We start from the raw sequence: 26,501 nt of genomic DNA, 5'->3' as shown, positions 1-26,501 counted from the left end.
CGGGTACATAAGAATGACAGAAACTCAAAGGGTAACAGAAGCGGCTAATTTGCTACATGAGTATTGCAAGAATCATATTGGGCTGGACGAATGCAAGGATTGTGTTTTCGGTGACTTTGAAATTTGCGCACTCTCACATAAGTCAAGTTCTCCAGCTGATTGGTTTGACTTGCCTTCATACAGTTGCCAAGCGTATGATATTGAGTGGGATATCGACATTGAGGAAGGAGAAGAGTACGAGGAGATTCTGTACGAATATGGTTTGTCCAATGCTGTTGGTATTCCTGACGGCATTGAAGAAAAAGACATACCTGCATGGATATTTGAAGAGTATGGCTACCATGTGAAGGGATTCAAGATTCGTTGATAGAGTAAAACAAGGGAAAAATAGGAGGAGCAAGATGCAGGAAATGAACCAAGTCCCCCTGGCAATATCTTCTCCGGCAAATATAAAAGAATATTTCAGTCGTTATATACTAGAGGTCAAGAAGTTATCATCTGGTTCAGAGTACAACTATAAACGAGGGCTGAAAAAAGTTTCCCAGTGCATGAAAGAAATGGGGCTGGTGGAAGAATCAATCTACGAAATCGGCACCATAGAAGAGCTTGATGCTGTCTGGCAAAAACTGAAATCAGACCCAAAATTTTCCGCAATGGACAGAACCGGGCACAGAATGTATAGTTCAGGTTTCAACTGTTACCGTAAATTTGCCACAGGAGATATGTTCCATGAATACAGCGCTATTGATGTGAAGACATTGGATACTCCCATGAAACTGGAAAAGCCTGTTAAAGTGGAGTACAAAATTTGGAAGCGCTCTGGCATAATGAGAACCCAGACTGTTGCTTTGGCAAACTACGCTTGTGACATAGACCACGGCCATGCCACCTTCACTGCCGCCAGCACTGGGCACCAGTACATGGAGGCACACCATATAATCCCTTTGAAGTTACAGGAAAGATTTTCCAGCAGCCTTGATGTTTACGCCAATCTCATTTCCCTTTGCCCCATCTGCCACAGGAAAATTCACCTGGGGATAAAGGAAGAACGCCGTCTGATGATTGATGGCATTTATGAAGAGCGTAAGGACAGGCTGGCAAAATGTGGTTTTATTTTAGGCAAAGAAGAATTTGAAGATTTATTTATGGGGGTATAGAATCCCCCTTTTTTCATAAGGAAATGCAGGAAAAGGAGTGGGGCAGAAACTATGCGATATCTTGATACATACGTTGAAAAGATAAGGACTAGAGGGGATGATTACCTTGCTGATTATGTGAAGAGGAATGCTCATAGAATTGGTGAAAGGTATTTGGAGCAGTTCGATTTTATAAGTCATGAGAGAGGTATAATGCTGGATAGTGAACATGACAATGGTATGGAGCAGTTATGCGGTATAATATGCTACGCCGCTGACCTAGGATTTCCTTTATTTGTTTTCCTGACGGAAAACAGAGTGGTTCTATATGAGAAGACATTGCAGAGAATAAAATCCGAAATGGAAGACTTTTGTGTTTGCGGCGAAAATGATTGTCGATTTTTTGAAAAGAACAATCTTGAAGAGCCTGCCGTTGTCGTGCTGAAGAAAAATTATCGAGTATTGAAATTATGGGATATGGTGCTTAATTCTACAGAGTATCTGAAAGAAATACCTATTATTGTAGTTGAGCATGAAAATTATAAGAAGATGTCCTTGATTGGAAAATACATTAGTTCCATAAAGAATAGCGCGTACAGCAGTTTTCTTTTGAAATTGGCAGTATAAAGGATTGATGAAAAAGTTAATCAAAAACGGCCTGTTTAAATACACTGTTGACGAAATCTAGGTTATTGCAAAACGCCTCGGCATCTTGCTTTCCAGCGAAGACTACGCTCCGACAGGTACAAAAAGTCTCAAGTTCAGCCCCGTCAGCAATAAAAAGGAGTTGTTTATAGTCCTTATATGGGAGCATTTGGCAAACAGCCTTGTGGAAGGGCAGGACTTAAACGAAACTTGCTGAAAGCGAAGCTGATGGGGTTCGGTGGTTGCCCTCGTCCGTGAGGGCATATCATAAATAGTGCCCGTTCCTGGGCACGGCCTTCCATGGCGGCCTGTGGTGCCCCCGTCCTTGGGGGCACGCTGCCGCACACCGACACGCTTCTCACCGCAAAGCCCGGCCCGCCTCCGTCCTCCGATAATGTCCTTACGGCTATCATTGCCGGAACACAGAAGCGGAGGGGAGAGGGGGCGGCACCCGTCACCGATAGCCAACATTATCGTAGGACTAGAGGCGCTTCACGCTCAAGTTCGCCCTGCGAAGCCACCGGCCCGCCATCACGGCGGGCCTTTTCTGCTGGCTGTTTTTCTTGCCGGACAGCACCCCAGCCATGTCAGTGCTCGGCGGCAGCATCGCTGCCAACTACGCCCCGCCAGTGCTGGCGTGCTTGCCGTATTTCACCCGGTCGCCCTCCTTCCGGCTTCGGTGGCCTGCCTGCCCGGGGGCTCCTTCGTCACCCTCTTTCCGGGCAGGTAGGCCGCCTCCCCCTCCAGTCGGGGCTCCCTCATTACCCCTGCTCACTTTGCCAGGGCACCGGTTCAGGGTGGGGTTCTGTCTCCGCTTCGCTACGCCATTCAGCCCACCCTTCACCCGTGCCAGTACGCACCATCTTTCTATTGGTCGCGCATCGGCAAAGCGGGGAACGCTGGCCCTGCTGATCCAGAACGCCATAAAACTGATAAGCCCGGCGGAGGTGTCCGCCGGGGGCAGACCAGCTTATAGGTTACGGAGGCGAGAGGGGCGGGACCGTCAAGGGCTGCGCCGCCATTGGCGGTGGCTTTCAGCCACCCTTGACCGCCCCCGCAGCCTCCTATTGCCAGGTTGCGGCAGGGGAATGAAAACACCAGCAAACCCTTGATAATAAAGGGGTTCGACATATTGACAGAACAAATGTACTGTTATATAATATAGGAAAGGAAGTGCAAAGGAGGCAACCAAAATGACTGAGAACCTGAGCACAAAAGCTCTTTCCTATATGGCGAAAGCCAAAGCTGAGAATACACTGAGGGCGTACACTGCCGACTGGGCAGACTTCGAGGCATACTGCCAGCGCTTTGGCCTTGACTGCCTCCCAGCCGCCCCCGCCACGGTGGCAAACTACCTGGCAGACAAAGCGGAGGATCTAAAGCCCGTCACCCTCACCAGGCGGCTCACCGCTATCGGCGCAGTCCACGAAGAAGCAAACCTGCAAAATCCCGTCCATGCTTCCATCGTCCGCCTGACGCTGGCGGGCATAAAGCGGGAGAAAGGAACGAGGCAGACCGTAAAGGCCCCCATCAGAGTTGAAGACCTGCGCCGCCTCATGGCCATGAATGTTTTCCACGGCTTAACCGGCCTGCGGGACAGGGCGCTCCTGCTCCTGGGCTTCGCGGCAGCCCTCCGCCGTTCCGAGCTTGCCAATGTGCGAGCAGAGGATTTGACCTTCACCGGCGCTGGGGCAGTGCTGCTCCTGCCACGCTCCAAAGCTGACCAGCAGGGGAAGGGCACTGAAATCGCCCTGCCCTACGCTGAAGAACCACAGCTTTGTCCTGTCCGCGCCCTCATGGCATGGCTGAGCGCCGCCCACCTCCAGCGGGGTCCCATCTTCCAGTCCATCGACCTGCGGGCAAATCTAAGCGGTAAGGCCATCAGCCCCCGCACCGTGGCAGAGATAGTTAAGCGATACGCAGCCCGCCTGGGCTACGATGAAAGCCAGTTCAGCGGCCACTCCCTGAGGCGCGGTTTCGCCACCGAAGCCTCACGGAGTGGTGCCAGCCTTCCCGCCATCATGCACCACACCCGCCACAAGTCCGAAAGGCAGGCGCTGAAATACGTGGAGGCGGGCAGGAATTTCATAGATAGTCCCCTCAAAAGGATTATATAACCCCATACCCCTTAGATTTGCCACCCTTTTCCTGTGGGTGGCTTTTTCATTGGGCTGGTGCCCCGCCCCCCAGCCGAAGCCTTACAACGAGCCGAGCGGGGCGGTCAAGGGTGGCGTAGCCACCGCCAGAGGCGGCTTGCCCTTGACGGCACCGCCCTCCCCGATAGTAACGAACCCAAAAGCTATTTTGAACCCGGCGGATACCTCCGCCGGGCTTATCAGTTTTATGGCGACCTTCTGAGCTGTGCTCACAGATCAGCACAAGTGCCCCCTCTCCCGTCCCCCGATGGTGCGTATTGGCACGGGTGAAGGGCGGGCTGAATGGCGTAGCGAAGCGGAGACAGAACCCCGCCCTGAACCTGTGCCCGGCAACCTGTGAGTGCAGCTGAGTGAGACCCTCCTGCAGTGGGAGGCGGCCTACCTGACTGGAAAAAGGGCGACAAAGGAGCCCCCAGCCAGGCAGGCCACCGAGCACGGAAGGAGGGCGAACGGAGCGAAAACGGCAGCACTCCAGCCGTGGCGGGGCGTAGTTGGCAGCCATAGCTGCCGCCGGAGAACCGTCATGGCTGGTGTGCTGTCCTGCAAGAAAGCCATGAGGGAAGCCAGCAGGGAGAAACTGCAATGAGCACGGCAGAGGCCCGTCGTGATGGCGGGCCGTATAACTATGCGGGGCAACCTCAAGCGTGAAGCGCCAGCCGTCCGCCGATAATGCTGCCTATCGGGGGCGAATCGTAACTGGCCAGCGAAAGCCCCTGCACTCCCGCCTCTGATAGGCGTAAAGGCATTATCGGCGGACGCACCACAAAGAATCGGCGCGGAGGAAACTGCAATGCACCGCCGAAGCCCCGTACCCCGGAGGGCATGAGGGCAAGCGACTGGACAGCAAAGCTGTCCTCAAAGTACGCCGTCATGCCCTGAGGCGAACTCCCGCCCTCCGAAGCGTAGATATCGGCAGGGCTGTGACGGAGCGACGTGGGCGACGTGCCCACCAAAGCCCCGTGACAGCCCTGCCGCGTGCAAACTGCGGGCTGTGCCCCCAGGGACGGGGGCACCAAAAGCCGTCAAGGATGACCGTGCCCATGGATGGGCACTATCAATAATAATCCCTCAAGGACGAGGGTAACCATCGAACCCCATAGCGGACTGCCGTTCCGTGTAAAGGACGCACTGCATGAGAGCATTTGCAGCTTTCCCAGGTGGTGGGCCGTGACTGATCTGAGCAGGGAATGTATCGAGTTATGGCGGTAGCCTTTCTCAAAAAAATAGACCTGCCGAATAGACAGGTAGTATATACAAAACACCGTTCCTGAAGCAAAAAATCTGTGTAGCCACTGTGTAGCCACCATCACATAGAATTATGAAAAATATAGAGAAACTATAAAGTTTAGATTTGTGTGTATCTCCTTAAAATATAGGAGTATAATAGTTTATGTAGAATTATGGTACTGAAAAAATTAATGGAATTATAATCCGTCCCTAAAGACTTTTTAATCATTAGGTTTTATACTATTGTCATAGTCAAGGAAAACCAAGATTGTTATCGTTTTAGGAAAGGCGTGAATGAAATGAATGCTATGAAGAAAAAAATGCTGACTGGGATTTTGGCTGGTGCTGTGCTTTTGGGCGGCGGTCTGGGGACCATGTCTGCCCAGGCTGAGACGCCTGAGGGGCACCGCATGCCGTCTCCTCCGATGGCAGGGCAGAAGATGCCGGGCCAGCATCCCAAGGTAGAGATGAATGCTGACGAGGCTGCCAAGCACGTGGCTGAGACCTTTGGCGTGAAGCAGTCAGAGGTGAAGAAGGCCATCGAGGACAAGGAAGATTTCCGCGATATTGGCCAGGCGGCCATGTATGCGAAAATCACCGGCAAATCCTTCAAGGATGTGCTGGCCCTGCACAAGGACCAGAAGGACTGGCGGGAGATCGGCAAATCCCTGGGCGTGACTCATGCCCAGATCAGGGAGGCCATGCTGGAGATGCGGGCCATGCACATAGGTCAGAAGGGCTTGCTGGCCCAGGATAAGGCCCTGGCCCTGCTCAAGAATGGCTACCAGAGCAAGGATATCATGATGGCTGCCGTCCTCGCCAAGGAAAGCGGCAAGGATGTCCAGGCTGTGCTGGACATGAAGAAGATCAACAACCGCTGGAGCGATGTGGCTGACCAGCTGGGGGTTGACAAGAGCAAGCTCCGTCCCGAGGGTGCTCCTCACCACATGGGCGGCAGCTTCCAGCCCGGCCCCATGGGCGGCCCCCAGGGCGGCCCGCCCCCGGAAATGATGGAGGAAGGGGACGCCCAGGAGTAAGGGCCTCTGGTCCAAATAAGTTTTTTGCATACAAGGCTCAGTTATCTACAACTGGGCCTTCTTTTGTGATATAATCAAAAATTGAACAGGTGTCTCACCTGCTCAGGAAAAATTGATAGGTGGTTACCATGCAAGAAATGTATGCACGAGAGGATGGGATATTGGCATGCCGCCTTATATGATGAGAATCCCCTTTGCCCAGAAAATCTTTCACAAGACTGTCTGCTTTGACAGCCCGGTGGAAGAGTTGATGGATATAGCGGATATGAATCACCTGCTGGACGGAAGCGGGGAATCGGCAGATAAATCTCTTTACAGTTTATCTCCCGATGGGGAAATGTCCCTGCCTTGCCAGGACAGGGTGGAGGAAATATATTTTTCCTTCAGGAAGAAAGGTCTGTTCGGTCTTTGTGTCAACTACCGGGCAGACGGCATTACCTATGGTGAGGTCTGCGATCTCATTGTGGGAGTTGACGACCAGGCCAAGGAACATGGGCTGAAGATAACCAGCGTAGAGCTGGCGCAGCGGGCATTCAAGAAAATCTTGAGTCCTTATAGCGTGGAGGCTGTTGGCGACATAAGTGAATGCCTGCCTTCCCTGACATGGACAGATGGTGATGTGGAGATCTGCATTTCGGGACTGAAATGCTCCAAGCACATTACGGTTGAGAGTTATTTTGCCAAAATGGGCAGCATGATCGACCAGATCGATTATGCCGACTGCATTCAGGCCAGAGCCGAGGCAGAGAAAAAAGCCCAGCAGCTGGAAAAAAGGGAAGCCAGCTATGAAGAAGTGGAAGAAGAAAGCCCGGTAGAGGAAGCCCCGGTGCAGACTGAGGAAGAAAAGACCGAGGCTGTCAATGAAGCCGTGGCCAAGGCCAAGGCTAAAGAGCCGGAGCCCAGCTACGAGGAGCTTATGGAGGAGCTCAATTCCCTGGTGGGCTTGGGGCAGGTCAAGAAGGATGTGCAGAGCATCATCAATTCACTGCGCCTCAACAAGCTCCGTGAGAAGCGTGGCTTGCAGCAGGTACCGGTTTCACGGCATCTGGTCTTTGCAGGCAACCCTGGCACAGGCAAGACTACTGTGGCGCGGCTCCTGGCGAAAATCTACAAGGAGCTTGGCATCCTGTCCAAGGGGCAGCTTATCGAGACTGACCGTGCGGGGCTGGTGGGCGAGTACATCGGCTGGACGGCTCCCAAGGTCAAGAAGGTAGTGGAAAGCGCTCTGGGAGGCGTGCTCTTCATCGATGAGGCGTATTCCCTGAACGGGGGAGACGGCAAGGACTTTGGCCGTGAAGCCATTGACACCCTGCTTAAACTCATGGAGGATCACCGTGACAATCTCATTGTCATCGTGGCAGGTTATACGAACCTCATGGGCAAGTTCCTGAGCACCAACCCTGGCCTCAAATCCCGCTTCAACAAGTACATCGAGTTCCCGGACTATAAGCCGGAAGAACTGCTGTCAATCTTTGAGGGCATGTGCGAGAAAGCCCAGTTCGTGCTTTCTGATGAAGCCAAGGATTACCTGGGGGAGTCCTTCAAGGAACTCTACGCCCGCCGCAAGCCGGACTTTGCCAATGGCCGCACCGTGCGCAACTACTTCGAAAAGGCCCTCACCAATCTGGGTGACCGCCTGGCGGAGAGCACAGAGGAGCTCACGGACGAGGATCTCATGACCATCGTGGCAGAGGATGTATGGAGCATTTCCTTTGCCCAGGATACGTGAAAAAGCATAAAGAAGCCTTCCCACAGCTGTCATGAAGCTGTGGGAAGGCTTCTTTTCGTTGCAAGTCTTACTTTTCGGGATGGCGGTTTCGGGCGAGGAACTGGCTGGTTTCCCAGTCTACTTCCCTGATGCCTATGCCTACGGCATGTACCCCCAGCCCGCTGCGGCTGTCGGGATTCTTGATGGCGGCGATGCGCACCAGCTCGTAGAATTCAAGTTCATCGCGGTGCACCATGAAAAGATGGGTGATCAGCCTCTTTTCTCCCATGGCCTGGTGGATTGCCTCGGGGTGCATGAACTTCAGAAATGCTTCCCGATCAGCTTCCACCACGAAGGATTTCGCATATTCTTCCATGGTATCCAGGAAGGTGAATTTCTGGCCTGGGGTCAGGCTGCAGTCAAGACCGATGGCTTTGTGGCAGGTACCTTCGCCAGTGTCCAGATCAAGATAGTAGACATTGCGGTAGTCTGAGCCAAGGGCAGTGATGATGTTATTGGCCTTGGAGCTGGAATCCTCCCAATAGCGGCGCAGCCCGTCTCTGACTTCCTGCACCCGTTCGTGCAGATTGCCCAGGTTGGTTTCATCTTTCCTGGGGGGCTGATGTTCATCTCCCTGGGCTTCAATATCGGCCACTGCCCAGGTAAGTTCACTGAGGTCATGGGACAGGTCGCTGAGATTCTTCGTCATGTCCCGCAATCTGCTCCGCAGGCTGCGTGTAGCCACCAGTACCAGCAAGATGCAGAGGCCTGTGGAAATCGCCAGGCAGAAAGCGATGGTGCGCGTCTGTTTGGCAAGTTCGTTGTCATACCATTCGGCATCGAAATCCACGGCCACGATGCCTGCCACTTTGCCATCGGAGCCCAATACCGGGCTGTAGGCGCTGTAGAAGCTGCCCCATTCATCGGTATATGGTTCCTCGTCCACGGCTGACTGGCCCAGGCTGGCCTGATAAAGGGCGTCCGTGTAGACCACCGGCGAGCCGAATTCTCCCGGGTCTTCTATGGTGGGGTCTACGGAAAAGACAAACTGCTTGTTGCCGATGTACTGCACGCAGTAGATGTATTTCAGGTCTATATTGTTCTGGAAATACGCCAGGGTATCATTTACCTGCTGATAGTCAGGCTTGCCCTTGTCCTCGGCTTTGAGGGCTTTTAGCTTGTCGCCGTCCAGCATGTCTGCAGCTGTTTTAGATATGTCCAGCATGCGGTTCTGGATCAGCACTTTCATGGCTGAGCGGGACTGGCCTGTCAGCATGAAGCCCAGCAGGGCATTGGCTGCCAGCAGGACGGCCAGGGCCAGGCCCACGAGCAGGAGGGTATTGTCTGATTGTGCCTTTTTCATGATAGATATCACTCCGAAATCTTTTCCGAGCCAATAGTTATCCTCTTGAATCCTGCTATTTCGACATCGTCGCGGCAAAGTCCTGCCCTGTTTTTGCATGATAAGAAAATCCTTGACACCTGGCCTGCAAAATGGTAAACTACCCATTGTTGAGCAAGTAGAGCCACCGCTCTCACCTGTCGGCTGAAGGCCGTTTGGGTTCATAATGTGAGATTATGGAGAGGTGGCGTATGCCATCTCTCTTTTTGCTAAAGACGATTACTTTAATTAGGAGGTGTTTTTACTATTAGCAGGGAATCATTACGCATCAATGAGCAGATTCACATCCGTGAGGTCCGCGTCACCAGCGCTACCGGCGAGCAGCTGGGCATCATGCCCACCCGCGAGGCTCTCCGCATGGCTGAGGAACAGCATCTGGACTTGGTGGAGGTTGCTCCCAAGGCTAAGCCCCCTGTCTGCCGCATCATGGATTTCGGCAAGTACCGCTATGAGCAGCAGAAGCGCGAGAAGGAAGCCAAGAAGAAGCAGAAGACCATCAGCATCAAGGAGGTCAAGCTTCGCCCCAACATCGAGCAGCATGACTTCGATGTGAAGGTCAAGAATGCTGTCCGTTTTGTCCAGGAGGGCAACAAGGTCAAGGTCACCATCATGTTCCGTGGCCGTGAGCTTAGCCATCCTGAGCTGGGCAGGGAAATCCTTGACCGGGTGGCAGCAACCCTGGGAGACACGGTTTCTGTGGAGCGCAATGCAAAGCTTGAGGGCAAGAACATGACCATGATTCTGGCTCCCAAGGCACAGAAGGCCAAGAAGCCTCAGGTGCAGGCACCCGCTGAGGATGCTGAATAAGAAAGAATTTTGAGGAGGAAAACATAATGCCGAAGATCAAGACCCGTCGTGCAGCTGCTAAGCGTTTCACTATGACCGGCAGCGGCGAAATCAAGCGTAACAAGGCTTTCAAGAGCCACATCCTGGAGAAGAAGAGCCCGAAGCGTAAGCGTAACCTGCGCAAGGCTGCCCTTGCTTCCGAGGCTGATTACAGCCGCATCAAGAGCATGCTGCCCTACGCATAATCATTGATAGCTACGTAAGTTCTGATAGATATTAGGAGGAAATACAATGCCAAGAGTTAAAGTCGGCGTGACTGCACATCGTCGTCATAAGAAGATTCTGAAGCTCGCCAAGGGCTACAAGGGTTCCAAGAGCAAGCAGTTCAAGAAGGCCAATGAGACCGTCATGAAGGCCCTCTACTATGCACGTCGTGACCGTCGTGCCAAGAAGGGCGAGTTCCGTCGTCTCTGGATTGCCCGCATCAACGCTGCTGCCCGCCTGAACGGCATGTCCTACAGCCGTCTCGTGTGCGGCCTGACCAAGGCTGGCGTTGAGGTCAACCGCAAGATGCTGGCTGACCTGGCTGTGTCCGACAGCGCTGCTTTCGCCAAGCTCGTTGCTGTGGCTAAGGAGAACCTGTAATTTATTACAGTAGATCAAAATGGGTTGACAGGATTGATTCCTGTCAGCCCATTTTTTAGCAACTGAAAGGAGTCTCCTATGGACTTCATGCACATTGAAAGCGATGCCAACAAAAAAATAAAATTAGCAGCATCACTTCACCAAAGAAAGAACCGGGAGAAGGAGGGGCTTTTCCTGGCCGAGGGCGTGCGCCTTTGCGAAATGGCAGCGGAATCTTCATGGAAAATAAGGTTCGCTCTTGTGACTGATCAGTTATTGTCAACGGAACGGGGCAGGACACTGGCTGATAGATTATCCTCAATCACAGAAGTCTGCCTTGCAACAGAGAAAATCTTCCTCAAGGCCGCCGCCACCGAACAGCCCCAGGGCATTCTCCTGGCCGTGGAGCAGCAGAAAAAAAGCCTGCAGGATTTGCAGGCTGCGGAAAATCCTCTCTATGTGGTCCTGGACGGAGTGCAGGACCCGGGCAATGTGGGCACCATCATCCGCACGGCAGATGCCGCCGGAGCTTCTGCTGTGCTTTGCACCAAGGGGACGGCAGATGTGTTTTCTGACAAAGTGGTGCGCTCTACCATGGGCTCCCTGTTTCACCTGCCCATCATCAGCGGGGTGAAGCCAGATGAAGTCATCGGATTTGCCAAAAAGTGTGGCTGCCAGCTGTTGGTCACTGCTCTTGATGAAAGTGCCAAGCCTCTTTATGAGCGCAGCCTTGCCCAGCCCGTCATGATGGTCTTCGGCAATGAGGGCAACGGTGTCTCCCCCGAGTTGCTGAAGGCAGGGGAGAAGACCTACATACCCATGGTGGGCGGTGCCGAGTCATTGAATGTGGGCGTGTCAGCGGCAGTAGCCCTGTTCGAGGCCCTGAGGCAGAGAAAGTACAGCTGAATCATTCCCAGCAGAGATAAACCCCCAAGGTGCCGCGCCCCAGGCTGACGGAGAAGGTGCTTTCACCGTCAGCCAGCCTGTTGCTGGTGGCGTTGGGCACCCCCTGCAAGAGCAGGGCCTCCGTGAGTTCCCAGTGCAGTCCCCGGCAGGTGACTCCCTGGCAGCGGGAGCTGAAGGGAATCAGGGACACTGCCGTGGGCCGTTCATGGCAGGTCAGGGCAATTTCCTCCTGTCCGTGGAGGTAGAAAAGGGCTTCGCTTTCATCTGCTACTATGCACTGCAAGGGGGAAAAGGCGCAGGTGAAGAGGGTGTTGTAGGCGTGGTCGAAGCGTCCTCCCATGGCACCTGCCAGCAGCACGCTTTTCACGCCCTGTTCCTGTGCCTTGAGCAGGGCCAGCTGGGTATCTGTGTAGTCCTTGTCCTGGGGGAAGCGGTCTGCCTTTATGGCGCTGCTTTCCGCCCAGGCCAGCGCTTCTGTTGATACGCTGTCACCGTCACCAAGAAAATATGAGGGCTTCAGGCCGCTTCTGAACAAGCTGTCCAGCCCGTGGTCCGCCGCCCAGAGGGTACGTCCCTGGGCGGCTTTTTGCAGCCAGGAGCTTTCCGGCGGGCGTCCGCCTGCCACCAGCAGGTGGCTTGGCTCCGGGCCTTTGGGAAGCAGGGCGGTGAGTTGTGGCAAGTGCAGGGAAGCGGGAGAAATATTTTTTTCCATGGCAATGACCTCTATTTGTGTGTTGGTTTTTTGTTTAGGTTTTATTTTATATATGGTATAACGGGTCTTTGACCCGTTGAAACGCTAATTTGTATATTTTGTCTGTCGACAAAATCTGAACTATGGCGTTATAATAATTATGCTATATGTTATGATAGCATAGGCTGAGGGGGATAATAAAGGAGGACTTACACAATGGTTAAGTTTTCGTACTACGGACATTCGGCATTCCTTCTTGATGATGGCAAACATAAAGTTTTGGTAGACCCGTTCCTCACCGGTAATCCTAAAGCTACGGTGAAACCTGAAAATGTGAAATGCGACTTCGTGCTGGTCAGCCATGCCCATGGCGACCATCTGGGCAATGCTCCGGAGATTGCCTACAACACCGGGGCAGGTCTAATCACCACGCCGGAGGTCATTTCGGAAGCTGAGAGCGTTGGTCACCTGACCTGCTATCCCATGAATCTGGGAGGCTCCCTTGACCTGCCCTTTGGCTGTGTGCGCATGACCATGGCTTTGCACAGTGCAGGGGTTCCGGGAGGCACGCCCTGCGGCTTTGTCATAAATATCGGCGGCCTCAACATCTATTATGCCGGAGATACCGCCCTGTTCAGCGATATGCAGTTGATAGGCAAGCGTGACAGGATTGATTATGCAGTGCTGCCCATTGGGGACAACTACACCATGGGCATCGAGGATGCAGTCCAGGCGGTCAAGTTCCTGGGGGCAAGGCATGTCATTCCTGTCCATTACAACACCTGGCCGGTCATCGCCCAGGATGCGCAGGAGTTCAAGGCCCTGGCGGAGAAGGAAACACAGGCCAAAGTCCTGATTGTGGAACCCGGCGGGGAATTGGAATTAGCATAAAGGATAAATGAACATAGATACCAAGGAAAAGAAAGACAGGCTCATAGTCATATTGGGACCTACTGCTGTGGGGAAGACTGCTCTCTCCATTGCCCTGGCCAAAGAACTGGGGACGGAAATCATCTCCGGGGATTCCATGCTGGTGTATAAGGGCTTTGACATCGGCTCTGCCAAGCCCAGCCAGGAGGAGCAGGAGGGGGTGCCCCATCACCTGATAGATATCCGGGAGCCCTGGGAAAACTACGGGGTGACGGATTTCGTCAGCGAGGCTGCCCACTGCATCAGGGAAATAAATGCCAGGGGGAAAATCCCCATCCTGGCAGGCGGCACGGGCCTTTATGTGAAGGCCCTGCTTGAAGGCTATGAGTTCAATGACACCGACGGGCACGAGGATTATCGTGCCTATCTTGAAGACCTGGGACGCAAAAAAGGCAAGGAGTATGTCCACAACCTGCTTTCTGAGGTTGACCCGCAGTCGGCAGAGCGCCTTCATGTCAATGATTTCCGCCGGGTCATCCGCGCCTTGGAGGTGCAGCACTTCGGCGGAGAGCAGATTTCCCAAAGGCGGCAGGCAGGGAACGGCGAGCTAAGCCGTGAGGAACTTTGCTATGAGACAATAGTGATAGGCCTTGAGCGTGACAGGCAGGAGCTTTACGAGCGCATAAACAGGCGCGTGGAGCTGATGTTTGAAGCAGGGCTGGAAGACGAGGTACGGAGGCTGCTGGAGGGCGGCCTTGCCCGTGATACTCAGGCTATGAAGGGCATCGGCTACAAGGAGACTGCCAGCTATCTCTCAGGGGAAATGAGCCGGGAGGATGCCATAGAACTTATCCAGAAATCCACCCGGCACTTTGCCAAGCGGCAGCTCACCTGGTACAGGAAGATGCCCTATATAGAATGGTTGGCAGCAGACCAGCCTGTGGGAGAATTATTGAAGAATTGCCATGAGAAGATGAAGGAAATATGGGAGGGGTAAATATGGTAAAGAAGAACAACACCGATTTGCAGGATACTTTTCTCAACAACGTGCGCAAGAACAATATCCAGGTGACCATCCATCTGGTAAACGGCTTCCAGATCAAGGGCATGGTGAAAGGCTTTGACAACTTCGTCATCATGATGGACGTCATGGGCCGCCAGCAGATGGTCTACAAGCACGCCGTCTCCACCGTCAGCCCGGCCAGGCCGGTGAATACCTTCAGGCCTGAAGAGGATGGTGAAGGAGAAACTGCGAGAGAGGCAGAGTAATAGCATAGATTCAGTTAGCAGCCCGTCTGCGTGGTGGTGTAATACCTGCCATGCAGGCGGGATTGCCTTATGCTTGTGAAGTGGGAAGAGAGGCTGTTTGAAAATGAAATCTAAGAGACTAGGTGCGCTTTTTCTTGCTGCTTGTTTTGCTTGTGCTCCTTTGGCTAGTGCTGAGGTGAAGACCTATGAGGGTACTGGCGAATATGTTATGAGTGACTTTGAGACACCGGATATTGCTAAGCAACGTGCTAAGGCAAGGGCAGAGCAGAGCTGCGTGGAACAGGCTGGGGTGTATGTGAAAAGCTATACACATACAGTTAATTCTGTTGTGGAAAAGGATGAAGTGGAGGCTATTGCTAATACTATCATCAATATAACTGATGTAAAGTATATTGTTACTCCTATTAGTGAAACAGGCGGGAGTTTTCGCATAGTAGCAACTATCAAGGCCACTATAGATAGTGGCAGGATTGATATGTGGGTGGCACGGGATCATGCTAAAAATATAGAACTTGTAGAACAAAATAAGCGTCTCCAGGAAGAAAAGTCAAAGCAGGATTTGGAGATTATCGAACTGAGAAAGAAATTGACTACGGTTAATAATGAACAAGAAAAAAAGCAGCTTGAATTAGGTGTGGTTAATACTGATAGGAAATTTTTGGCTACACAAAAGATTGAAGAAGGGCAACGCTTTATTTATGCGGGCAGATATGTAGATGCATTAGAATCATTTTCACAGGCTATTTCACTAGATGAAATAAATGTTTTAGCTTATAGAAATCGTGCTGATGCATACTATAAGTTAGGCGATTACAAATTAGCACTTGCGGATTATGATAAGGCTATAGCACTTGACCCAAAAGATGCAGGAACATATTGTCTTCGCGGATATTTTTATGGTATGCAAAAAAAGATACATTATGCTATATCGGATTTTGAAAAGTCTATTGAGTTAAATCCTAAATTGGTAATTGCATACTGTGGCCGTGGGATAGCATATGGTGAGAATGGTGATTATGATAAAGCTTTAAGTGATTTTAATAAGGCAATAGAATTGGACGGTACATATGAACTGGCATATAATAATCGTGCCAAAACCTATACTAAGTTGGGTAAATATAAGCAGGCAATAGCTGACTTTACTAAAGCAATAGAACTTAGTCATAAAGAAAATATGATGATATTTTATAGTCGTGGGGATGCTTATTTTAAGCAAGGCGATTATGAAAGAGCTATTGGTGATTTTAATAAAGTGCTTGCAATTAACCCTAAGTATATGAGAGGGTATGCAAGCCGAGGTTATGCACATACATTAAAAGGCAATTACCAGCAAGCTGTAAATGATTTTAGTAAGTATCTTGAGTACAATTCGAGAGATGCAATCATATACAATACACGTGGCTTTTGTTACCAAATGCTAGGTAATATAAAACAAGCTAACAATGATTTTGCAAAAGCAAAGTCGTTGGGGATTAAAGGGTGAATTTAAATTGTCTAATGTTGGCGATATGGGAATAATAGTAAAAGAGATAAAAAAGAAATTTTCGGATAATATTGCAACTTCTATATTAGCATTAATGGGAGTTGCTACTGCACAATCCAAAGTTGGAATATTACTAGCAAAAAGTGCATTGAGTATACCTGATTGGTTATTTTATAACAAGTTGAATCAATTTCTTCAAGGTCTAGAGTTATCAAATGGTGATAGAGCGAAGATGAGAGCTTTTTTAGCTTCTGAAGGATGTGCAACGGATAACTGTATTCACATTATGAATTGTATAAATGCGGCAGAATCGTCAAATAAGATAGAGTTAATGTGCAATGCTATGCGTTGTGCATTGAATGGAGAGATAGATTTACAATTATACTTTCGTGTGGTTCATGCTGTGAACATGTTGATGGAAGATGATATGGAATTTTTAGCAGAACACATATCATTGCTGGATGAGCCCAAAGAAAATCATTTACCATCCAATAATCATACGCAGGCATTATTTACTGTCGGTGCTATGAGTATAATTAATACTGTATGGAACGGTGGTGAGTATGCCTTCACTTCTTTTGGTAAAATTTTAGATGTTAGTGCGGTGAGTTTTGCAGATGTTGCTAAATATCCTAGGAGGAAGGACGTTATAGATTTCTGCCTAAAAGATGGTTAGAAGTGATTGGATTAACCATATAAAGAAGGAGGATAGTTAATGCATCTAAAAAGATTTGAGGTAAGAAATTACAAAAATTTTAAGAATGATTTCACGCTGGATTTTTCAAAAGAAGGTGGGTATGATTTTAATGAAAATTGTATTATTGATGGCCTTATAAAAAATGCTATTATATATGGTAAAAATGGTGTTGGTAAATCGAATTTTGGTCGTGCAATTATGGATATTACTTCACATTTAGTGGATAAATATAAAGATATTAAAGCACAAATGGCCTACTGCAATGCCGATGCTGATGATGAACGGGCATGGTTTCGCTATACATTGGCAGATGATAAAGATGAAATTGTCTATGAGTATGAAAAAGCTTCTCCATTGCAGCTGCTAAGTGAGAAATTTAGTATTAACCAAGAATTGGTTTTTTCATTTGATTACGAAAAACGAATAGATGAGTTCTCAAATTTACCCAAATATGGTTTAGAAACATTGAACTGGCGTTTTATGGACAATGGTGTTTCTATTTTGCGGTATATGGCAAACAATTTGTCATTGGACAAAGATCACCCCATAATGAAACTCATGGCTTTTGTGAGTAATATGCTATGGTTCTGCAGCTATGCTACCCAGAATGAGTATATAGGCTTCAAGGCTATCAGCGAGAGTATGAGTGACTATATCATTCGCAATGGTCATGTTGGTGGCTTTGGGGACTTTTTGAAAAAACATGATGTCAACGAAACGGTGGTAGCTGAAACCAATCTGACGGGGCAGAAAGATTTGTACTTTGTACATAAGAAGAATCTTCTCCCCTTTGGCACAGCAGCTTCTAGTGGCACCAATGCGTTGCTGACTTTTTACTATTGGTATGTCCAAATGAAAAATGCTTCCTTCGTGTATGTGGATGAATTTGATGCCTTTTACCATTTTGAACTGGCGGAAGACATAGTAAATCTCGTCAAGGAAGAACTGGACATGCAGGTTATCTTCACTTCGCATAATACCAATCTCCTGTCCAATCGCCTCTTGCGCCCTGACTGTTGCTTTATTCTCACCAAAGACCGTCTGGCCTCCTTTGCCGAAGCTACGGATCGTGAACTCAAGGAAGGGCATAATCTTGAGAAGCTATACATGAGTGGTGAGTTCGATGGCTAATAAGATTTTGCTTCTGGTTGAGGGCGAGAGAAAAGATGTGGCGCTCATGGAGCGGATGTTTGAGGTCTATTTGCCGGACAAAAAGAAGGAGATAGTCCCCTATAAGACGAATATCTATGAGTTGTATGGGGAACTGACTAGGGAATATGGGTCTGATGGTGAGTTTGCTGACCTGCTGATGGTGCTTCGTGAGAGGGAGAAGGATAAGGCGAAGAAAAAGATATTTGATGAGTATTACAGTGACGTCATACTGGTGTTCGACTTTGACCCTCATGATAGTGGTTACTCTGCCGACAAGCTGCAAAAGATGATAGCCTTCTTCGATAACTCTACCGAGAATGGGCGGCTCTACGTCAACTATCCCATGGTGGAATCATTTTGCCATATAAAGAGTTGGGAGGAAACGCCTGACGAGTATAACCTTCGCCAGACCACGAGAGAGGTGCTGAAGGCAAAGCAGTACAAGACTCTTGTCAATACTGAGAGTTGCTGCACGGATATACGCAAGTATGGGAAGAAGGAATTTGACAGGATTGTCTTGCTGAATCTGGCAAAAGTCTTGTTCCTGCTGGGGAGAGAAGGCGAGGCTTATGATTGTAGTGCGCCTATTTTAGAGGAAGTCCTTCTTCGCGCTTGTCAGCGATGGGAGCAGGAAGGACTGGTGGACGTGTTGAACACCTGTATTCTGTATGTGTATGAGTTTTATCCTAGGAAAGTTGCTGTATAGAGGGAGGCTGAGAGATGACAGGAAGAGGTTTTGAGGTTGTTAGCAGTTATCAGGGGAAGGGGATTGAGCTTCCCTGCCGGGGCACGGCTTCCAGTGCGGGCTATGACCTTTCTGCTGCTGAGAGCACGGTGATTGCTCCCGGTGAGATGGCTATGGTGCCTACGGGGGTCAAGGCTTATATGCAGGCTGACGAGGTGCTGTATATCCATATCCGTTCCAGCCTGGCTGTGAAGCGGCAGCTGGTGCTCATGAACAGCGTGGGGGTTGTGGACGCGGACTACTATAATAATCCCGACAATGAGGGGCACATCTTCATCGCTCTCTGGAACAGGGGCAAGGAGCCTGTGGAGCTGGCTGCCGGGGAGCGGCTGGCTCAGGGGGTGTTCATGAAGTACCTCACAGTTGATGGAGATACCGCGGGAGCAGGGAAAGACAGGCAGGGAGGTTTTGGCTCCACGGGCAAATGATTCTTTTATAGAGTACATTTGTCTCTTATTTTCTTCTTGAAGAATACTTGGTTTACAAAATTATACAAAATACTTGCTATAATCCGGCCTGTGTGTTATCGTAGTATACGATATATGGAGGGATGCTTTGATGATGAACTATCAGAAATACAGCAAGGGTTATTTCATGCCGCCGGAAATAGATTTGGAATGGGCAAAGAAGGACGCGCCGGATCATGCACCTGTTTGGTGCAGCGTGGACCTGCGTGACGGAAATCAGTCCCTGATCATTCCCATGAGCCTGGAGGAGAAGCTGGAATTCTACAAGATGCTCCTCAAGGTGGGCTTCAAGGAAATCGAAATCGGTTTCCCTGCGGCTTCGGAGACGGAGTACGAATTCCTGCGCCGCCTGGTGGAGGAGGACCTGATTCCTGATGACGTGACCATCCAGGTGCTGACCCAGGCCCGTGAGCACATCATCAAGAAGACCTTCGAGGCCTTGAAGGGCGTGAAGAACGCCATTGTCCACGTTTATAACTCCACTTCCGTGGCCCAGCGGGAGCAGGTTTTCAAGATGTCCAAAGAGGAAATAAAGGAAATCGCCGTGGAAGGGGCCAAGCTGCTGAAGCAGCTGACGGAAGAGGCCGGGGCCAATTATCGCTTTGAGTATTCTCCTGAGAGCTTCACCGGCACGGAGCCGGAATATGCTCTGGAGGTCTGCAATGCGGTGCTGGACGTCTGGCAGCCTACTGCTGACCGCAAGGCTATCATCAACCTGCCTGTGACGGTGGAAATGTCCATGCCTCATGTCTATGGCATGCAGGTGGCATACATCAACAAGCACCTCAAGTACCGTGACAATGTGGTGCTGTCCCTGCATCCCCACAATGACCGGGGCTGCGGCGTGGCAGATACGGAAATGGGCCTCTTGGCCGGCGCTGACCGGGTGGAGGGCACTCTCTTCGGCAATGGTGAGCGTACGGGCAATGTGGATATCATCACCGTGGGCATGAATATGTTTGCTCTGGGGATTGACCCGGGACTGGATTTCTCCAATATGCCTGAGCTGGTTGACCTCTATGAGAATGTCACCCGCATGCAGGTCAGCCCCCGCCAGCCCTATGCTGGCAAGCTGGTTTTCGCCGCTTTCTCCGGCTCTCATCAGGATGCCATTGCCAAGGGCATGAAGTGGAAGGAAGAGAAGAACCCGGACAAGTGGACCCTGCCCTACCTCTACATCGACCCCAAGGATGTGGGTCGGGAGTACGATGGGGATGTCATCCGCATCAACAGCCAGTCCGGCAAGGGCGGCGTGGGCTTCATCATGGAGCAGAAGTACGGCATCGATATGCCCAAGAAGATGCGGGAGGACTTTGGCTACTGTGTCAAGAGCGTTTCCGACCACAAGCACAAGGAGCTTATGCCAGAGGAAATCTACAAGATTTTCATGGAGGAATATGTCAATGTCACCAGCCCTTATCAGCTGGTTGACTTCCTGCTGAAAAAGGAACCGGACGGCACCCGCAAGGGCACCGTGGACCTTATCGTAGATGGCCAGCCGGAAACCTTCGTGGCCAAGGGCAATGGCCGTCTGGATGCGGTGTCCAACGCCCTGCAGAAGAACCTGGGCATCAGCTACAAGGACGTGACCTACAGCGAGCACGCCCTGGAACTGGGCCAGAACTCCCGGGCTATGGCCTACATCGGCATAGTCACGGAAGAAGGCCGTACCGTCTGGGGAGCGGGTCTCGACACGGATATCATCACCGCTTCCATCCAGGCCCTCTTCAGCGCCATCAACCGCATGAAGACTGGCAAGTAAATAAAGATAATGAAAAATCTCCTGTCATCTGGCAGGAGATTTTTTAGTGGCATAGAAGCCTATGGGAAAAGCCTGACTGAATTTTGGGGAGGGATGCTCGTGCCCATGTTCAAACGCTCCATGATGATATTGCTGCTGCTGGGGATGATGGCAGCAGGGGGGCTCATGTATGGCTATTCGGAGCAGGACTCTGCGGTGAAGCTTTCTCCGGGTGAGAGCCGGAGCGCGGAAGTGCCTGCTCATGAAATCACCGTCTACGTCACCGGAGCCGTGAACCGCCCCGGGGTGGTGACCCTCAAGGAAGGAGCCCGCATAGGTGACGCGGTGAACAGCTGCGGGGGTGTGCTCCCCACCGGGGATGCAGAGCGCATAAATATGGCGCAGGTCCTGAAGGATGGGCAGAAGGTGCAGGTGCCGGAAAAAGCCCAGGTCACCAGAGCGGCAGGTGCAGACAAATCTAAATCCGCTAATAACGGCAAGTCCGACGCAGGGGAACTTATCAATATCAACACCGCCGATGCCCAGGCCTTGGACAGCCTGCCAGGGGTAGGCCCCTCCACCGCGCAGAAAATCATAGAATACCGTGAGACAGAGGGCGGCTTTCAGGATATCTCAGATCTGAAGAAAATCAAGGGTATAGGGGAGGCAAAGTTCGCCAAGCTCAAGGACAAGATATGTATATAAAAGAAGGTGTCCCGGGGAGGGGGCACCTTCTTTTAGGCAGCGTGTATTAATCAACACGCCCCAAATAGTGCCGTACAAACTGTTCTGCTGTCCTGCCGCTTCTGCCGCTGTGGGCCATTTCCCAGCGGAGGCCCTCGATGCGCAGGTCTTCGCCGGTTAGTTCGATTCCCTGCTTTTTCAGCATATGGGCAATGATAGCCAGGTACTCCTCCTGATTGGGGGCATAGTACTGGATGATAAGGCCGAAGCGGTCGGACAGGGAGATGGTTTCGTTCATGCTGTCGTTCTTGTAGAGCTCGTCCTGTTCGCTCAGGCGGTCGCGCCAGCTTTCCCGGATCAGGTGGCGGCGGTTGGAGGTGGCGTAGATGAGAACATTTTCCGGTCTGGCCTCTACGCCGCCCTCGATGGCGGATTTCAGGGACTTGTATTCGGTGTCTGATTCCTCGAAGGACAGGTCGTCCAGGAAGATGATGAAGCGCTTGCTGGCAAAGCCCCGCAGGGTCTCCATCAGCTCTGGCAGGGAGGGCAGCTGGCTCTTGGTGAGCTGTACTAGCCGCAGGCCCTGGCTGTAGTATTCGTTGGCCAGGGCTTTGACAGCAGAGGATTTGCCTGTGCCCCGGGCCCCCACTAGAAGACAGTTGTTGGCAGGGCGGCCTGCCACGAAGGCTTCCGTGTTGCCGGTGAGCAGTTCTTTCTGGTGGGCGTAGCCAATCAGGTCTGAGAGGCGCTGGGCCTCGAAATGGCGGATGCCGGCCAGCCGGTGCTCCTTTTTGTCCCAGCGGAAGGCCCGGTAGGTGGCAATCTCCCCGTAGCCGTAGCAGCGGTAGTAGGTGAGCAGGGCGATGGCATAGTCCTTGGCCTCGTGGGCGTCCTTGGTCAGTTCCTGCAGGGCGGCAGAGGCTTCGCTGGCCACAGCCCTGGTTGGCGTGTACTCGTCCAGCAGGGGCAGGGCCAGGAAGGTGCTGGCAGGCAGTTCCAGCAGAGGCAGGAGGATCTCCAGGTCATGGATAAAGGCCTTCAGCAGGCTGCCGCCTATCTGTCCTTCCTTGGCGAATTCTTCCACCGCCTGGGCTGCCAGATTCTTCTCATGCACCAGCAGGTAGAGCAGGTAGGTGCGCAGCAGGCTGCCCCCCATCCCCTGTGTTTCTGCCAGCTGGATGAGCCTGGCAGTACAGCTGGCAGCTTCCCGGCGGAATTCCTCCGGGGTGTCGGCAGGCTGGGCTATATGGCTGATCACTTCATCGTTCAGGAGATTGCGGCAGATAATGAGTTCGTTCAGGTCGAGGTCATGTGCATCAAAGGACATGGTAAGTCTCCTTTCAGTTGAGGAAAAGGGGTGAACGATTGAAATCATTCACTTGACGGGGACGGGGCAAGGTCAGTTCCCTGAGCTCCGTGGCCCAGGTGTCGAAGGCCAGCATCTGCTGCAGGGGAGAAAGCTCCTGCAGATTTTTTTTGCGGGTGGCGCTGTTCAGGAATTGGGAGGTCTTGGCAATAAGGGGCAGGGAACTTTGCTGCTTGATCTCTTTCAACAATTCCTTCCCGCGAGGTCCTGCTGCCAACAAGCGGGCGTAAAGGGGGCCTGTTTTATCAAATGCTGCAGCAGTTTCCCTGGCAAGGCTCAGCAGCAGGTGTATTGCCAGCCGTTGCAGCCTGGTGGCGGGATAGCGGCGGCTGACTGCTTTTTTTATGAATTCTTCATAGCAGTGGGCAGTGGCCGCTTCCCGCAGGCGGTTTTCCAGTCCCTCGTCCATGCCGCAGATGTTTTTCAGCTCCCCGTCACTTTGCCGCAAAAGGGCAAGCTGCAGGGCGGGATAGAGCTTTGCCATGTTGGGCAGCTCTTCTTTGACAATTTCCACCAGTTTCTGAGCAGTGGCAGTTGGGGCGGAGGACTCTGCTATGGCTCTCTCCAGCCTCCCTTCGTAAAGAGCTCTGCGCAGGGCGGAGGCGCTGGGCAGGGGGCTTTGCAGATCTTCACTGTGATAAGCTGCTCCCCGACGCTGGATCAGCAGGGGGGAGAGGGTGGGATAGTCCTTCAAGGCCCGCAGGTATTCAAGCGCCAGGATGTTATTGGGCTCCCTGATGAAATCTCCTGTGCCTTCCTGCCCCAGCAAGACTTCCAGCGCAGCTGCGTAGGCCAGTCCTTCTTTGATTTTGGCATGAAGCTGTTGTTGGAAGGAGGGCGTGTCTATGCTCCCGGCGGCTTTCACCAGCAGTTCAAGCCTGCCGGTTTCTGCGCCGAAGGCAAGGGTGTCAACTATGCCCAGCCCTGCCAAAAGCTGCACGCCGCCTCTGGCAAAGTCCTGGGCGCTGCGGCAGGCGAAGGCAAAAGGCAGTTCCAGCACCAGGTCGCAGCCTCCCTTCACTGCCAGCTCTGCCCGCTCCCATTTGTCCAGCAGGGCAGGTTCTCCCCGCTGGGTGAAGCTGCCGCTGATGACGGCGATGATTCCTGCATCGGGGCAGCGCTTTCTTATTTCATTTAATTGATAGGCATGGCCCAGGTGGAAGGGGTTATATTCAGCGATAATGCCCACATTTTGCAAGGAAAAGCCACCTTTCTTGTTTTTCCTTAGTTTAGCAGATAAAACCTTGCTAACACAACCTTGAGATTTATCAGTATTATGCTATACTAGAACATACGTGGACTTATGTTCTCTATTTGGGAGGGATACCGCCGTGGGACGTTCATTGCGGATGAAATTATATTTGCTGCTTGCGGTGCTGGTGCTGCTGGCAATGGGCAGTGGTTATTGGTATTTTCAGGTCTATACCAAGACGCCTGATTATGCTCTGCAGAAGATAGAGCGGGCTTTGGAGGAACATGACCAGAAGACTTTTGAGCGCTATGTGGATATGGATGCTCTGCTGGACAAGTCTTATGATGATCTGATGGAAGGCTTGATGGATGCGGAGCAGCCTTTGTCCACTGAGGCCAAGTTTACCGTGGGCAACTTCACCCAAATGCTCAAGGCTCCTCTTATCACCAGCTTCAAGCAGGCGGTGGAGCAGTATGTGAATACTGGTTCCTGGACCCAGGAGTCCGAGGAAAGCAGCCAGGGCTTTGAGGCGGCTCAGGTACTGGAAAAGTCAGGCATTTGCGAGTCCAGCTTCCGCAAGGTGGACAGCATGGCCAAGGACAAAGAGGCCGGTACTGCCATTGCCAAGGTGCGGATTTTCCAGCAGGAGGCCAATGAGGAATTCGTGCTGGATGTGCAGTTCACTGAACAGCCGGACGGCACCTGGCGGGTAACGGAAATAAACAATTTCCATGAATTCGTGCTGTTCCTTACCAAGGCCCGCCGCGCCCAGCTTATCCAGTATGCGGACACCACGGCAGAGATTATCTCACGCCATGATGCTGCCATGATGCAGGCCCAGGAGCAGTTCAACAATCTGCTCTCCCGCGGTACCTTGGGCAGTGATGAGACCCGCAAGGCCTTGAAGAATTTCATGGAAGGAACTATCAAGGCAGACTGGCAGCAGCGCAAGACCGAGCTGGAAGCCGTGACTGTACCTGCAGCAGCCCAGACTTTGCATCACCTGCGGCTGAGAATCTGCGATCTGCACATTGCCTATGCTGCAGGCTATGCCGCCTGGATGACGGACAAGAAGGCCACTACCATCAGGGAGGCTGACCGCCAGCTGAAGCAGGCCAAGACCCTGGAGCAGGAGGAGAAATTCCTGGCACGCCGGGTAGGTGCTCCTGCAGAAGGGGAATAAGGGAAAATACTTTGGGATAAAGGAATAACGACATGACATTGGAGTCCAGCAACGATACAGTTGCCATATTATATGATATAGAAAATTCACCCTTTGAGATGCTGAATTTCACTCTGGAAAAAGCGGAGCGTTACCAGCCCTGCCGCATCATTGTGGTGTCCGACTGGGATGCCCGCCCGGAGCAGAAGCGCTGGGAGAAGCTGATGCGCCGCCCGGGCTTCACCTTCAGGCAGATCAGCAGGACTTTCTTCGGTAAGAATTCACTGGATTCTGCCCTGCATGATTCTGCCCAGATTCTCTACCGGGAAGGAGTGCGGAAGTTCTTCATCGTCACTACGGACACGGACTTCGTGCACATAGCTGAGGCTTTGAATGCAGATACCCCTTCCTATATCATCGGCGTAGGCACCAAGCAGGCCAGCGAGAGTCTTAGGAGTGCTTACAATGAGTTTTTTGTCTATCCTCCGGAGGAAGATGTGAAGAACAAGAAGAATCAGGGGACAGCAGAGCCTGTCCAGGAAAAGGCCAAGGGCAAGAAAGTACAGGAAAAGCCTGACAAGGGCAAAGCTGCCAAGGAGCAGCCCAAGGCTGCAAAGGAGAAGCCCGGCAAGGAAAAGGCACCGAAGGACAAGAGCGTGAAAGAGAAGGCAGCCAAGGAAAAGACCACCAATGACAAGCCTGCCAAGGAAAAAACTGCCAAGGCAGCAGTGACCAAGACGCAGGAAAGCAAGGCTAAGGCAGACACGGCAGCCAAAACTGCTGGCAAGGCAGAGCCGGGCCAGCCTGCCCTTTCCGTGCGCATTCCCAAGAGCCTCAGAAAGGCCTTGGAGGAGCGCTGCCAGGTGGAGGAAGTTACCCTGGATGAGCTGGTGACTTACCTTATCATGCGTGGTTTGCGTTGAGGTGCCGTCATGACGAACAAGAATGAGCAAGTCTTGCTTTACGGTTTCCTGGATATGGGAAAACTGGAGCAGATACAGAAAATCCTCCACCGCATGAATATCAGGACCAAAGTCCTGCCAGAGGAAGCCTGGCGCGAGAAGGTGGGCTACCTTTTGGGAAACAAGGGATTCAAGGCTGCCGTGGCCAGGGACGATGACGGCTTTGTCTTTCCCCATGAGGTCATGGTCATGCAGAATATCCGCAACAAGCGCCTTGACCAGGTCTTGCTTGCCCTCAAGGAGGGCGGCGTGCCCCCGGTGAAGTTCAAGTCCGTGGTGACACCCTTCAACACCCTCTGGACCCTGCGCCGCCTTTGCGAGACCATGCAGAAGGAGCACGCTGCCATGCTGGAGCAGGAGGAGAAAGAAGCTCAAAAGCAGATAAAGGAATAA

General features: G+C 51.8%; 31 protein-coding genes. 24 read left to right on the top strand and 7 right to left on the bottom strand.

What is annotated here, in order from left to right:
* Positions 1-13 precede the first annotated feature (13 nt).
* The 3 genes from P159_RS0100855 to P159_RS0100845 are packed head-to-tail and all read left to right on the top strand — an operon-like array spanning position 14 to position 1,763.
* Positions 14-367 carry a hypothetical protein gene (locus P159_RS0100855; RefSeq protein ID WP_029540564.1) on the top strand — a complete coding sequence of 118 codons (354 nt, stop codon included), beginning with the start codon at positions 14-16 and terminating at the stop codon, positions 365-367.
* A gap of 34 nt (positions 368-401) precedes the next feature.
* On the top strand, positions 402-1,157 hold the full coding sequence (locus P159_RS18980) for an HNH endonuclease (protein WP_029540563.1): 756 nt from the start codon (positions 402-404) through the stop codon (positions 1,155-1,157).
* Positions 1,158-1,208: 51 nt separating this feature from the next.
* Positions 1,209-1,763: a hypothetical protein gene (locus tag P159_RS0100845; RefSeq protein ID WP_029540561.1), complete on the top strand. Its 555-nt coding sequence runs from the start codon at positions 1,209-1,211 to the stop codon at positions 1,761-1,763.
* Between the two features lie 499 nt (positions 1,764-2,262).
* Here the strand turns inward: P159_RS0100845 and P159_RS21090 are convergent, their stop codons facing one another.
* Positions 2,263-2,397, bottom strand: coding sequence for a hypothetical protein (locus P159_RS21090; RefSeq protein ID WP_318253473.1), 135 nt, complete (start codon positions 2,395-2,397; stop codon positions 2,263-2,265).
* Entirely contained in the window at positions 2,398-2,706 is a 309-nt protein-coding gene (locus P159_RS20420; RefSeq protein ID WP_185753565.1) for a hypothetical protein, read from the bottom strand.
* 268 nt (positions 2,707-2,974) lie between these two features.
* Here P159_RS20420 and P159_RS0100825 point away from each other — a divergent pair, with 268 nt between their 5' ends.
* Entirely contained in the window at positions 2,975-3,898 is a 924-nt protein-coding gene (locus P159_RS0100825) for a site-specific integrase (protein WP_029540560.1), read from the top strand.
* Between the two features lie 379 nt (positions 3,899-4,277).
* Entirely contained in the window at positions 4,278-4,523 is a 246-nt protein-coding gene (locus tag P159_RS0100815; RefSeq protein ID WP_029540558.1) for a hypothetical protein, read from the top strand.
* Positions 4,524-4,575: 52 nt separating this feature from the next.
* Here the strand turns inward: P159_RS0100815 and P159_RS0100810 are convergent, their stop codons facing one another.
* Positions 4,576-4,887: a hypothetical protein gene (locus P159_RS0100810; RefSeq protein ID WP_221174040.1), complete on the bottom strand. Its 312-nt coding sequence runs from the start codon at positions 4,885-4,887 to the stop codon at positions 4,576-4,578.
* Positions 4,888-5,472: 585 nt separating this feature from the next.
* On the opposite strand from P159_RS0100810, the gene P159_RS0100805 reads away from it, so the two are divergent.
* Positions 5,473-6,201, top strand: coding sequence for a Tat pathway signal sequence domain protein (locus P159_RS0100805; protein WP_185753563.1), 729 nt, complete (start codon positions 5,473-5,475; stop codon positions 6,199-6,201).
* 166 nt (positions 6,202-6,367) lie between these two features.
* The gene (locus P159_RS18975; RefSeq protein WP_051650023.1) at positions 6,368-7,930 is read left to right on the top strand and encodes an AAA family ATPase; all 1,563 of its coding nucleotides are present in this window, start codon (positions 6,368-6,370) and stop codon (positions 7,928-7,930) included.
* Positions 7,931-7,997: 67 nt separating this feature from the next.
* Here P159_RS18975 and P159_RS0100795 read toward each other — a convergent pair whose 3' ends face one another.
* Complete coding sequence (locus P159_RS0100795; RefSeq protein WP_029540550.1) at positions 7,998-9,272, bottom strand: hypothetical protein; 1,275 nt, start codon at positions 9,270-9,272, stop codon at positions 7,998-8,000.
* A gap of 285 nt (positions 9,273-9,557) precedes the next feature.
* Here P159_RS0100795 and infC point away from each other — a divergent pair, with 285 nt between their 5' ends.
* The 4 genes from infC (at position 9,558) to P159_RS0100775 (ending at position 11,627) form a co-directional block, all read left to right on the top strand.
* The gene (infC, locus tag P159_RS0100790) at positions 9,558-10,118 is read left to right on the top strand and encodes a translation initiation factor IF-3 (RefSeq protein ID WP_037376813.1); all 561 of its coding nucleotides are present in this window, start codon (positions 9,558-9,560) and stop codon (positions 10,116-10,118) included.
* 26 nt (positions 10,119-10,144) lie between these two features.
* Entirely contained in the window at positions 10,145-10,342 is a 198-nt protein-coding gene (rpmI, locus tag P159_RS0100785) for a 50S ribosomal protein L35 (RefSeq protein ID WP_029540547.1), read from the top strand.
* Positions 10,343-10,388: 46 nt separating this feature from the next.
* Positions 10,389-10,742 carry a 50S ribosomal protein L20 gene (rplT, locus tag P159_RS0100780; protein ID WP_029540545.1) on the top strand — a complete coding sequence of 118 codons (354 nt, stop codon included), beginning with the start codon at positions 10,389-10,391 and terminating at the stop codon, positions 10,740-10,742.
* A gap of 78 nt (positions 10,743-10,820) precedes the next feature.
* A complete protein-coding gene (locus tag P159_RS0100775; protein WP_037376812.1) occupies positions 10,821-11,627 on the top strand; it encodes a TrmH family RNA methyltransferase in 807 nt (268 codons plus the stop codon).
* A 1-nt stretch (position 11,628) separates the two neighbouring features.
* On the opposite strand, the gene P159_RS0100770 is transcribed toward P159_RS0100775, so the two are convergent.
* Positions 11,629-12,339, bottom strand: coding sequence for a thiamine diphosphokinase (locus tag P159_RS0100770; protein WP_029540542.1), 711 nt, complete (start codon positions 12,337-12,339; stop codon positions 11,629-11,631).
* Between the two features lie 195 nt (positions 12,340-12,534).
* Here P159_RS0100770 and P159_RS0100765 point away from each other — a divergent pair, with 195 nt between their 5' ends.
* From P159_RS0100765 to P159_RS0100720, 10 genes are all read left to right on the top strand, one after another.
* Positions 12,535-13,209, top strand: coding sequence for a metal-dependent hydrolase (locus P159_RS0100765; RefSeq protein ID WP_029540541.1), 675 nt, complete (start codon positions 12,535-12,537; stop codon positions 13,207-13,209).
* 7 nt (positions 13,210-13,216) lie between these two features.
* Entirely contained in the window at positions 13,217-14,185 is a 969-nt protein-coding gene (gene miaA, locus P159_RS0100760; protein WP_029540539.1) for a tRNA (adenosine(37)-N6)-dimethylallyltransferase MiaA, read from the top strand.
* Between the two features lie 2 nt (positions 14,186-14,187).
* Positions 14,188-14,457, top strand: coding sequence for an RNA chaperone Hfq (gene hfq / locus P159_RS0100755; protein ID WP_029540538.1), 270 nt, complete (start codon positions 14,188-14,190; stop codon positions 14,455-14,457).
* Positions 14,458-14,560: 103 nt separating this feature from the next.
* On the top strand, positions 14,561-15,940 hold the full coding sequence (locus P159_RS18970) for a tetratricopeptide repeat protein (protein ID WP_029540537.1): 1,380 nt from the start codon (positions 14,561-14,563) through the stop codon (positions 15,938-15,940).
* 7 nt (positions 15,941-15,947) lie between these two features.
* Positions 15,948-16,616, top strand: coding sequence for a hypothetical protein (locus P159_RS0100745; RefSeq protein WP_029540536.1), 669 nt, complete (start codon positions 15,948-15,950; stop codon positions 16,614-16,616).
* Positions 16,617-16,655: 39 nt separating this feature from the next.
* Positions 16,656-17,768: an AAA family ATPase gene (locus P159_RS0100740; protein ID WP_029540535.1), complete on the top strand. Its 1,113-nt coding sequence runs from the start codon at positions 16,656-16,658 to the stop codon at positions 17,766-17,768.
* Positions 17,761-18,495: a hypothetical protein gene (locus P159_RS0100735; protein WP_029540534.1), complete on the top strand. Its 735-nt coding sequence runs from the start codon at positions 17,761-17,763 to the stop codon at positions 18,493-18,495. The genes P159_RS0100740 and P159_RS0100735 overlap by 8 nt, the downstream gene beginning before the upstream one ends.
* A 14-nt stretch (positions 18,496-18,509) precedes the next feature.
* Positions 18,510-18,962, top strand: coding sequence for a dUTP diphosphatase (dut, locus tag P159_RS0100730; protein ID WP_029540533.1), 453 nt, complete (start codon positions 18,510-18,512; stop codon positions 18,960-18,962).
* 133 nt (positions 18,963-19,095) lie between these two features.
* Positions 19,096-20,763: a 2-isopropylmalate synthase gene (locus P159_RS0100725; protein ID WP_037376887.1), complete on the top strand. Its 1,668-nt coding sequence runs from the start codon at positions 19,096-19,098 to the stop codon at positions 20,761-20,763.
* Positions 20,764-20,856: 93 nt separating this feature from the next.
* Positions 20,857-21,447: a ComEA family DNA-binding protein gene (locus tag P159_RS0100720; RefSeq protein ID WP_318253471.1), complete on the top strand. Its 591-nt coding sequence runs from the start codon at positions 20,857-20,859 to the stop codon at positions 21,445-21,447.
* Positions 21,448-21,493: 46 nt separating this feature from the next.
* Here the strand turns inward: P159_RS0100720 and P159_RS0100715 are convergent, their stop codons facing one another.
* Both P159_RS0100715 and P159_RS0100710 read right to left on the bottom strand, forming a co-directional pair.
* Complete coding sequence (locus P159_RS0100715; RefSeq protein ID WP_029540528.1) at positions 21,494-22,753, bottom strand: ATP-binding protein; 1,260 nt, start codon at positions 22,751-22,753, stop codon at positions 21,494-21,496.
* A 13-nt stretch (positions 22,754-22,766) separates the two neighbouring features.
* Positions 22,767-23,981, bottom strand: coding sequence for a nucleotidyltransferase family protein (locus tag P159_RS0100710; protein ID WP_318253499.1), 1,215 nt, complete (start codon positions 23,979-23,981; stop codon positions 22,767-22,769).
* A gap of 160 nt (positions 23,982-24,141) precedes the next feature.
* On the opposite strand from P159_RS0100710, the gene P159_RS0100705 reads away from it, so the two are divergent.
* From P159_RS0100705 to P159_RS0100695, 3 genes are read left to right on the top strand one after another with little or no spacing between them, the layout of a single operon-like run.
* On the top strand, positions 24,142-25,167 hold the full coding sequence (locus tag P159_RS0100705) for a DUF2939 domain-containing protein (protein WP_029540525.1): 1,026 nt from the start codon (positions 24,142-24,144) through the stop codon (positions 25,165-25,167).
* 32 nt (positions 25,168-25,199) lie between these two features.
* Positions 25,200-26,069, top strand: coding sequence for an NYN domain-containing protein (locus P159_RS0100700; RefSeq protein WP_029540523.1), 870 nt, complete (start codon positions 25,200-25,202; stop codon positions 26,067-26,069).
* Positions 26,070-26,078: 9 nt separating this feature from the next.
* Positions 26,079-26,501, top strand: coding sequence for a DUF3783 domain-containing protein (locus tag P159_RS0100695; protein WP_029540521.1), 423 nt, complete (start codon positions 26,079-26,081; stop codon positions 26,499-26,501).

Origin of the sequence: Selenomonas sp. AB3002 (assembly GCF_000702545.1) — a bacterium.
GTDB lineage: Bacteria > Bacillota > Negativicutes > Selenomonadales > Selenomonadaceae > Selenomonas_B > Selenomonas_B ruminantium_A.
Note: the sequence above shows the minus strand (reverse complement) of the source record. Positions and strands in the feature narration are given on the sequence as shown.

What these genes read in the sequence shown, in the direction of transcription:
- P159_RS0100855 (WP_029540564.1), top strand. Translation starts at nt 14, where the DNA reads ATGACAGAAACTCAAAGGGTAACAGAAGCGGCTAATTTGCTACATGAG.
- P159_RS18980 (WP_029540563.1), top strand. Translation starts at nt 402, where the DNA reads ATGCAGGAAATGAACCAAGTCCCCCTGGCAATATCTTCTCCGGCAAAT.
- P159_RS0100845 (WP_029540561.1), top strand. Translation starts at nt 1,209, where the DNA reads ATGCGATATCTTGATACATACGTTGAAAAGATAAGGACTAGAGGGGAT.
- P159_RS20420 (WP_185753565.1), bottom strand. Translation starts at nt 2,706, where the DNA reads ATGGCGTTCTGGATCAGCAGGGCCAGCGTTCCCCGCTTTGCCGATGCG.
- P159_RS0100825 (WP_029540560.1), top strand. Translation starts at nt 2,975, where the DNA reads ATGACTGAGAACCTGAGCACAAAAGCTCTTTCCTATATGGCGAAAGCC.
- P159_RS0100805 (WP_185753563.1), top strand. Translation starts at nt 5,473, where the DNA reads ATGAAGAAAAAAATGCTGACTGGGATTTTGGCTGGTGCTGTGCTTTTG.
- P159_RS18975 (WP_051650023.1), top strand. Translation starts at nt 6,368, where the DNA reads ATGCCGCCTTATATGATGAGAATCCCCTTTGCCCAGAAAATCTTTCAC.
- P159_RS0100795 (WP_029540550.1), bottom strand. Translation starts at nt 9,272, where the DNA reads ATGAAAAAGGCACAATCAGACAATACCCTCCTGCTCGTGGGCCTGGCC.
- rpmI (WP_029540547.1), top strand. Translation starts at nt 10,145, where the DNA reads ATGCCGAAGATCAAGACCCGTCGTGCAGCTGCTAAGCGTTTCACTATG.
- rplT (WP_029540545.1), top strand. Translation starts at nt 10,389, where the DNA reads ATGCCAAGAGTTAAAGTCGGCGTGACTGCACATCGTCGTCATAAGAAG.
- P159_RS0100775 (WP_037376812.1), top strand. Translation starts at nt 10,821, where the DNA reads ATGGACTTCATGCACATTGAAAGCGATGCCAACAAAAAAATAAAATTA.
- P159_RS0100770 (WP_029540542.1), bottom strand. Translation starts at nt 12,339, where the DNA reads ATGGAAAAAAATATTTCTCCCGCTTCCCTGCACTTGCCACAACTCACC.
- P159_RS0100765 (WP_029540541.1), top strand. Translation starts at nt 12,535, where the DNA reads ATGGTTAAGTTTTCGTACTACGGACATTCGGCATTCCTTCTTGATGAT.
- miaA (WP_029540539.1), top strand. Translation starts at nt 13,217, where the DNA reads ATGAACATAGATACCAAGGAAAAGAAAGACAGGCTCATAGTCATATTG.
- hfq (WP_029540538.1), top strand. Translation starts at nt 14,188, where the DNA reads ATGGTAAAGAAGAACAACACCGATTTGCAGGATACTTTTCTCAACAAC.
- P159_RS18970 (WP_029540537.1), top strand. Translation starts at nt 14,561, where the DNA reads ATGAAATCTAAGAGACTAGGTGCGCTTTTTCTTGCTGCTTGTTTTGCT.
- P159_RS0100740 (WP_029540535.1), top strand. Translation starts at nt 16,656, where the DNA reads ATGCATCTAAAAAGATTTGAGGTAAGAAATTACAAAAATTTTAAGAAT.
- P159_RS0100735 (WP_029540534.1), top strand. Translation starts at nt 17,761, where the DNA reads ATGGCTAATAAGATTTTGCTTCTGGTTGAGGGCGAGAGAAAAGATGTG.
- dut (WP_029540533.1), top strand. Translation starts at nt 18,510, where the DNA reads ATGACAGGAAGAGGTTTTGAGGTTGTTAGCAGTTATCAGGGGAAGGGG.
- P159_RS0100725 (WP_037376887.1), top strand. Translation starts at nt 19,096, where the DNA reads ATGAACTATCAGAAATACAGCAAGGGTTATTTCATGCCGCCGGAAATA.
- P159_RS0100720 (WP_318253471.1), top strand. Translation starts at nt 20,857, where the DNA reads ATGCTCGTGCCCATGTTCAAACGCTCCATGATGATATTGCTGCTGCTG.
- P159_RS0100715 (WP_029540528.1), bottom strand. Translation starts at nt 22,753, where the DNA reads ATGTCCTTTGATGCACATGACCTCGACCTGAACGAACTCATTATCTGC.
- P159_RS0100705 (WP_029540525.1), top strand. Translation starts at nt 24,142, where the DNA reads ATGAAATTATATTTGCTGCTTGCGGTGCTGGTGCTGCTGGCAATGGGC.
- P159_RS0100700 (WP_029540523.1), top strand. Translation starts at nt 25,200, where the DNA reads ATGACATTGGAGTCCAGCAACGATACAGTTGCCATATTATATGATATA.
- P159_RS0100695 (WP_029540521.1), top strand. Translation starts at nt 26,079, where the DNA reads ATGACGAACAAGAATGAGCAAGTCTTGCTTTACGGTTTCCTGGATATG.